1 protein-coding gene is annotated in these 7,414 nt (G+C 54.4%); it reads right to left on the bottom strand.

Annotated features, from left to right (window positions below):
* The coding region (locus KDK14_RS14465) for an Ig-like domain-containing protein (RefSeq protein ID WP_257265878.1) at positions 1-7,302 on the bottom strand (7,302 nt) is incomplete at its 3' end.
* Positions 7,303-7,414: the final 112 nt, after the last annotated feature.

Genomic DNA, 7,414 nt, shown 5'->3' with positions numbered 1-7,414 from the left:
CTTGACCGGGGTGTCGCCGTTGGGATGGCCATCCACTTCACCCCGCCAGTTAATGGTGCTATCGATGGTAATGGTTTGCCCGGTCACCAGACCGTTCTGGGTATCTTCAACGGTCAGGTCAAAAGTAAAATGGGTGGTATGGTTGTCAGGTGTCGGGTAATGACTGTTGATGGTACCGTCCGGGTTGATGGGCACAATCAGGATTTTTTTGTTGTCCAGGGCGGTTTTCAGGGCATTGAGTCCACCCAGCAGGGTGACCAGCGAGCCGTCTGGGTGATCGATCAGTTGGCCATCAATCAGTAACCCGAAACCACTGGGTAGATTGATGCTGGTGATGTCGGTAATGGACTCACTGCCATCGGTATCTTTCAGTTCAATGCCTGAGAGCGTCAACGGTGCACCGCCGGACATAAGCTGGTTCTCACTGTCCAGGGTAACTTCAATACCATTGATGGTGTCGCTGGATTGGTCTGCCGTATCAACCACCGGCGCAAAAATGGCATTAAGCTGGTAGGTAAACGGTTTACTGGCACCGTCCGCTTCGGTTACCAACACGGTCATGGTCAGCTCGGTTTGTCCGGCAAAATCCCCGGGGGCGATGATGCTGTATTCCCGCGATTGCAGCGCCTCGGCGGTCAACTGGTAGGTTGGTACGCCATTGGTTACGCTGGCGATGGGTGGGGCTTTTCCCGTACTGTTTTGTAGCCGGAACTGCTGGTCAGCAAGTTCCACCACCAGATTCAGAGATTCTGATCCATCAATATCCCCAGAAGTAACGGTCAATTGAAGCGGGAGAGGCGTGTTTTCATAACCATGGCCCTGCAGAACGTTTTCATTGACCGTCCACTGACTGCCGGGTGTGATGGCAGGCAGGTCAGGGTCACCGAAGACCTTGATCTCCAGATAACCTTTGTCCGATTTTGCCTGCTCCTTGCCTAAGGCCGGTGGAATGCCGGACTGAATGGATTCCCGGCTAATGGCGTTGACTTGCAATTTGACATCGGTGAAATTGGCCGAGCTTCGATCTTGGCCGGGTTGGTAATACAGGTAGGGAATATTGCTGCCAGCGGTTTCAAAATAGCCGGAAGTCAGAGCGACTTCCTGCCAATCTCCATTGTTTTTTATCCAGAGAATGCCGGGAGATTCATTGGCTTCAACCAGCGGTGTAATACGGATAAACAACGATTCTGATCCATCGTCGTCCACCAGTTGCGCCTTGATATTCGACCCGATAGCCAAGGATTGATCCTCAAACCCCGTGAGCAGTACCAGGTCCGGTTGCTCCCCCGTTGGGGTGAGTGTCAGCAGGGGAGGGTCCGCCACCGGGTGGATATTGACAATAATCGTGGCCGGAGTACTGGCGGTGTCAACCGTGCTATACCCCTGTTCCGTGGCGATTGCTGTGACACTGATTGCCGCCTGGCCACTCCAGTGTTCTGTGGGCGTAATGGTGAGCTGTGCAAACTGTTCAGGGGACAGCGTAGCGCCGGTGCTGACCGGGCTTTTATCAGGCAAAGTTAACTGAAGGTTGTCTGGTAACTGAGTGATTTTGTACGACAACTGTTCTGAGTCATCGGTGTCTTGCAAAAATGCCCGAATCGGGGCGCCATTGTTTTGCAGAGGCAGCGGTGTATCTTCCAGCCCCTGGAGCGGGGGGATGGTCTCTGGCCACCGGGGTGGGTCGGCAATGCCGGAAATATGGATGGTCAGCGGTGAACTCAGGCTCTGGTCAGGGCCGGGGTTTTTACTGATGGTGGCATTGAGGTTAAGGGTGACCTGATGATTGGTCAGGGTAAAGTCCGAAACGTTGGCCGCTGGCAGGTAACCCAGGTTTTCTGCGCTCAGGATGGCATTGCCCGCTACCATAGTGCAACTCATGGCTTTGTCGGGAATGGCGACCGTATTACCGGATGCGGCCAGAGTTGTGCCGTTGAACGTCAGCTGTCCTCCTTGAAGGTCGCTGGTGCTGACCGACAGACTGGTCAGGGTCTCATCCCGGTCCGGGTCACCAAGATCAATGGAAAAAGACAGATCAATGGGTGTTGGTGTGTCTTCATCGCCTTTTGTGTCATCAACGTTGGTGAATATGGCGGGTTGGTCTTCAATGGTGATCTCAAAAGGTGCTGAACTGTTATCACCGTCGCCATCGACAATGGCGCTGAACATCTTCAGGGTGAAGTCCTGTCCCGCACTGTGATCAATGTGAGGATAGGAAGGGAGTCGCCATCTGCCATTGCTTTGAACGGTCAGTATGCCTGCATCCGTGGTAATGGTGGTTGTGTCGGTTGGGCTGACTGGATAGACCATATTCTGGTAGGTGATGGCGGTGAGCCTGGCATTATCGGCATCGGCATTCAGGGAATCGTTTCTTAGCAGATTACCACTGAAAGTCTTGCCTTCTTCCCCAATGGGCTGGTTATTTTTCCGGTAATAGTTGCCGTTGGCCACCGGTACGGTATCCACGACGGTGTAGAGAAAATTTACGGGTGTGCTGTTGAGGCTATTGTCACTGTCGCTCATCAAAACGGGTATTTTCAGGGTAATCGACTCGCTCTGTCTGGCAGACGACGGGTGATCGAGGTTGTCCAGCTGTTCAAATTGAATGGTGGCCGTGGTCGCTTGTGGATTACTTACGGAAAAGCGAAAAACCGGCAGGTCGTCGTTGGCCCGGCTGATGGTCAGTACAGACTGATCCGGACCAGATACGGCAATACCGGTCAGTGGATTACCATCGGAGCTTAAACTGGCCATCTCCTGCCCAATGGTATCGCGATCAAATACGGGAACGGGACGGTCGGAACCGGGCGTATAGTTGAGAGTACCGGCTACGGAAGTATTGTCGCCTTTGTTAATGTCCGTGGTCGTCGGTGGTTGGGTGATCTTGCCGGGGGTCGGGTATTCCCCGTCCAGCAGTAACAGGGTCAGGACGTCACTGGTGGTGGAGCCATCGGAATCCACGGCCTGCAGGGTATAACTGACGGGCAGCTCCGTGATGTTCTCCTTGTTCCGATTCATATGATCGAGGTAATGATACCAGGTAACGCCAACGGTGGCGGTGGCCGAGGAGCCGGGCGGCACTTGAATTGCTGACCCGTCATTCTGGATCGTGGTCAGGCTGAAAATAGGATCTTTTTGAGTGCTGCCCTGCATGGACCATGCTTCCCAAGTTTCAGGGTAACGGCTATTTGCCGGGGAGGCAAAGTACTTAATGGGCAAGCCGTCGGCTGTCAACCGGTTGTTGTCGCCATCAAGGGCAAAGCCACTGCTGTCATCGGCAGGGGGCAGAAACCAGACATTGGTTACAGCATCGGTATCCGCATGGATATGGACGTTGATCCGTTTACTGACGGCTGTCTTTTGGTACAGGGGCTCTGTCATTGCCGGGTCATTTATCGCCAGCGTCAGATGAAGCTGGTTGCTGACATCATCGATCTGAATCGGAATCCGTTTTTCCGAGGTATCACCGTCTGAATCCGTAACGGCCACCGCAACGGACAATGGCCAGCTGCCCTTATCCTGATCCATGGGGTGGGAGAGCGTTACTGAGTAGTTCAGTGTGGCTGGTTGTGCCGGCAGCGGTTGATCATTCAGCGTGATGGTGAGCACCGGGGATTGGTCAGGCGAGTGCAGGGTCAGGGTTGACCCCTGAGTACTCCAGGCCAGCGGCTGGTCGCTGGCGAACAAGCCATCCAGTCCGGGCTGGTTGGCAGAGAATCGCCAGCTGTCCGGCACGATCTGGTCGGATTTCGGGGTGGCGTTAATCGTCCCTTTGGCGCTAACCGGCAGGTTCACTTCATCAATGTTGATCCTGCTGGGGTTGCTTAACAGCGGGAATGTACCGTCAAAAATGGTTGCTGTAACCGTACTCTCTGCTGCTGCTGGTGTACCGTCAATGTCGTCAAAGGTAAAGGGCAGGGAAAGAATAATCCGCTCACCATTTACCATCACTGAATCATTGCCCAGGGTACCGGCCAGGTGATCCAGGGGACGATCCAGCTGACCATCAACCCTGACCAAAAGATCTTTGTTGTTTGCGCCAATAGCCGACAGTGACAGAGTGAGGATATCAACGCTCTGGTCATTCTCGATAATACTGCCTCGCAGCTGGTTACCATCTGCCGTGAAACTGACCGGAGTACCCAGTGAGGTTACGATACCGTTCAGGTTGGCAGGATCTGCCATGAATCTCAGGCTCTGCGGGTCGATGGCATCAGAGCCATTGCCGCTCAGGGTGGTAACAAAGCCAGTGTAACTCCCAGGGTAACGGGGGGATGTGGTCAGGTTGTCTTCGATAAAGGTCAGCTTGACCTGCTCATCTCCCGTGGCGGCTGCTCCATCATAAATGGTGACAAACACTGCCGCCCGGTCCGAATCACCACTGCTGTCGGTGACGGTGTAGGTAAACTCCTGGGGCAGAGGTTGCTGGCCGGGATGATACAGAGATTCCCGGGCCGTGTAGGTGTAATTGCCATCCGGTTTAACGGTGAGCGTGCCGTACAGGGTTTGAATGCTGGTGTCGGTTTGGAAATCGAACAATTGTCCGGTATATGTTGTGGTGTTTTTATCCAGATAAAACCGGTCAAGGGAGACTTTAGTGACGGTGAGAGTCTCAAGACATTGTACATCATTGCCCAGCAGGTTACCGGTCACCGTTTCACCTTCAGTGACTTCAATATGGTCATCCTTCAGGATAACGCCACCATCAATCACCGACAGCGTTACGGTATGGCTGATGGTATTGAGGTCATGATCGCTGGCGGTGAGTACCACGGGCATGATCGCCGGCTCAGGTTCTGTGACATCCAGGTTGGCTTGTTGTTGTACCACCAGGTTGGCAGACAGGTTGCCGGAGGTGTCGGGGCTGATATTGTCCAGTTTAATACTGAGCACCTCTTTGCCGGTCAGGGTCGATAGCACCAGGCTCTGGTTTTCCGGACCGGGATGCAGGTTATCAAGATCGAGACTGTCTCCATCGCTCGTGGGCAGCCGACTGGCCAGGGCATTGTTCAGCTGCCTTGAGGTGGCATAAATATCAAACTGCAACTGATCCGGTGGCAGGGGGTCGGAACCTTTCAGAACGGTAATCTGGCCGCTGTCCGCAATGGGGCCGGGCTGGTCACACTCCTGGTCGATGGTCATGGCGCTGACCGTATCGGTGGAAAAACTCAGTGCTGTACCATCCAGTACGGTAAAACGGATGGTGGCACTGTCGCTGTCCCCATCCGTATCAGTAACGGTAAAGGTAAACGTCTCGGTCAGTGTAGTGTCGGTGGTATGCTTCTGGTCAGGTTTGGCAGTATAGTTCCAGGCACCATCGGGAGTGACATACAGGGTACCGTATTGACCGGGGAATGGATAAAAAACACCTGTGTCACCGCCGGGTTTGTGGTTATTGCCAGATAATGGTGTGTCGTTAATGGCGCTCAGTAAGCCGCCATCGCCACCGGCTTGTGTCGGGGTAAACAGTTTGCCGTTATGCTCACTCCACCGTGCCGTAGTGCCTTCCTCCACCAGAACCGGCGTGTGTTCCACCAGGGTAGGTACGTTATCAAGCATGGTGACCATTAGCCCGGCTTTGGAGTAATGGGTTTTCTGGCAGGTTGGCGAGTAAAGGCTTTTCTGGTACGGCAGGGTAAAGCTGATTTCGTCACTGCCTCCCGGATGAAAAAAGGCACGGTCAACCTGTAAACTGGCCAGGCCTGTGCCGGAGTCCGGCAGGGTAAAGGTGAGGGCTGTCCGGGTCGACGTCCCATCCTGGTAGACGGCAGTCAACGTTTTGGGGTCGTTGATCTGCCAGCTGACCGGAAAGCGGGTGCCGCTGTCAATAATGCTGATATTGTCGGGCAGATCGGCCAGATAAGCGGACTCGATGGAGAGCACTGTGTCGCTGGCGGCAATGGGATCTATGGCCCGGGTAACGCCCAGGTCAACGCTTTCCTGAATATTGATGTCCGATGGGTTACCCAGGGGCATCAAATGATCGGTGGCGATGCTACAGGCACAGTCTTCAACCGAGGCCTGAACCTGGTAGCTCTCTCCCCAGGTGATTGGTGACATAAAAGCGGGGTGGTTCCAGTGATTATCCTCTACCGGGACTTGGGTGGTTATCCGGTTTTGCACCGGGACGGAGCCAAAAATAAGCGTCACCGGCCGACCATTTTCAATACCCGTGGTCTCACCGGTGATGGGCATATCAAAGGACTGGGTGTCGTAGGTGTTGATATCGTTGATCCAGATACTGGCTTCGGTATCAATGGTCAGAATCAACTCGGCAGTGGCGCTATTACCGGCCATATCGGTAATTTCTGCTGTCAGTGTATGGGGACCATCAGACAATGGCTGGGTAATGTGGGCAGACCAGGTGCCATTGCTGCCAACCGTGATGCCACTGGCCAGCAGCTGGCCATCAGAGAACAGCGCTACCGTACCGTTGACTTCACCGGTGCCGATAATCACCGGCGTGTTATCGTTGGTGGGGTTGTCAGGGGTATCTGCCGCCTGGCCATAACAGGAGTCACTCTGGGGTGCGAGTTCAAGGGTGACTTCGGTGATGGTATCCAGCAGAAACGTTGTGCTGTCTTTGGCACTATTGCCGGCCAGATCGCTGGTTTCTGCTGTTATGGTAATAATGCCGTCTAATAACCCGCTTCCGGTAAGATCCGCCTCAATTTGCCAGCTGCTGCCATCGCTATTCACCGCTGTTTGCAGCTGCCATTGATGGCCGACCTGATCCGTCAGGGTCAGGATAACCGGGCGCAGGGGCTCGACATTCACCACCCGGCCAGCGATGGTCAGTGCCCGGGACTCCCGGTCATTGACGATATTATCCGGGGTGATCGGTGTATCAATGGTAATCAGTGCCAGATAATCCATGGCGGGCTGGTCACTGAGCGTTGCCAGGGCCACTGGCAGAGTATCCAGCCCCGTGCCAATGCCGGCATCGGGTGTGATGGATGGCGTAAGCAGGGGAATGGTGGTCGGCGTCATCAGTCCTTCATCGGCGGTCTGTTCCTCAATGGCTGCCTTCTGATCGTCACTTCGTTCATCAGTAGCCAGGGTGACCGATGGTGTTTCTGACAACAGCGAAACATTGGCACCGGGTAACTCACCAACGGATAAAGCACCGGCAGTAATGGGCTGAATCAGGATATCTGCATTGCCTTCAAGCTCAATCAGCTCACCAGCCGTCAGCCGTTCGCCTTCTGCCAACAACTGACGACGTTGGCCTGGTAGTAGCTTCCAGGCATGGCCAGCAATGCCAATGATCCTGCTATCATTACGCAGCAATACGAGTTTATTCATGGTGTGGTGCCATTACTGGATGACGATGGGATAACGAGTTTGGTCCCATGCCCGGGAGCGGTTTTCCGTTGGCGGTGTTCTGCGGTTTCAGGAGCCGGGTACGGCAGCGTCA

The organism is Endozoicomonas sp. ONNA2, assembly GCF_024606365.1.
Taxonomy (GTDB): domain Bacteria; phylum Pseudomonadota; class Gammaproteobacteria; order Pseudomonadales; family Endozoicomonadaceae; genus Endozoicomonas.
Note: the sequence above shows the minus strand (reverse complement) of the source record. Positions and strands in the feature narration are given on the sequence as shown.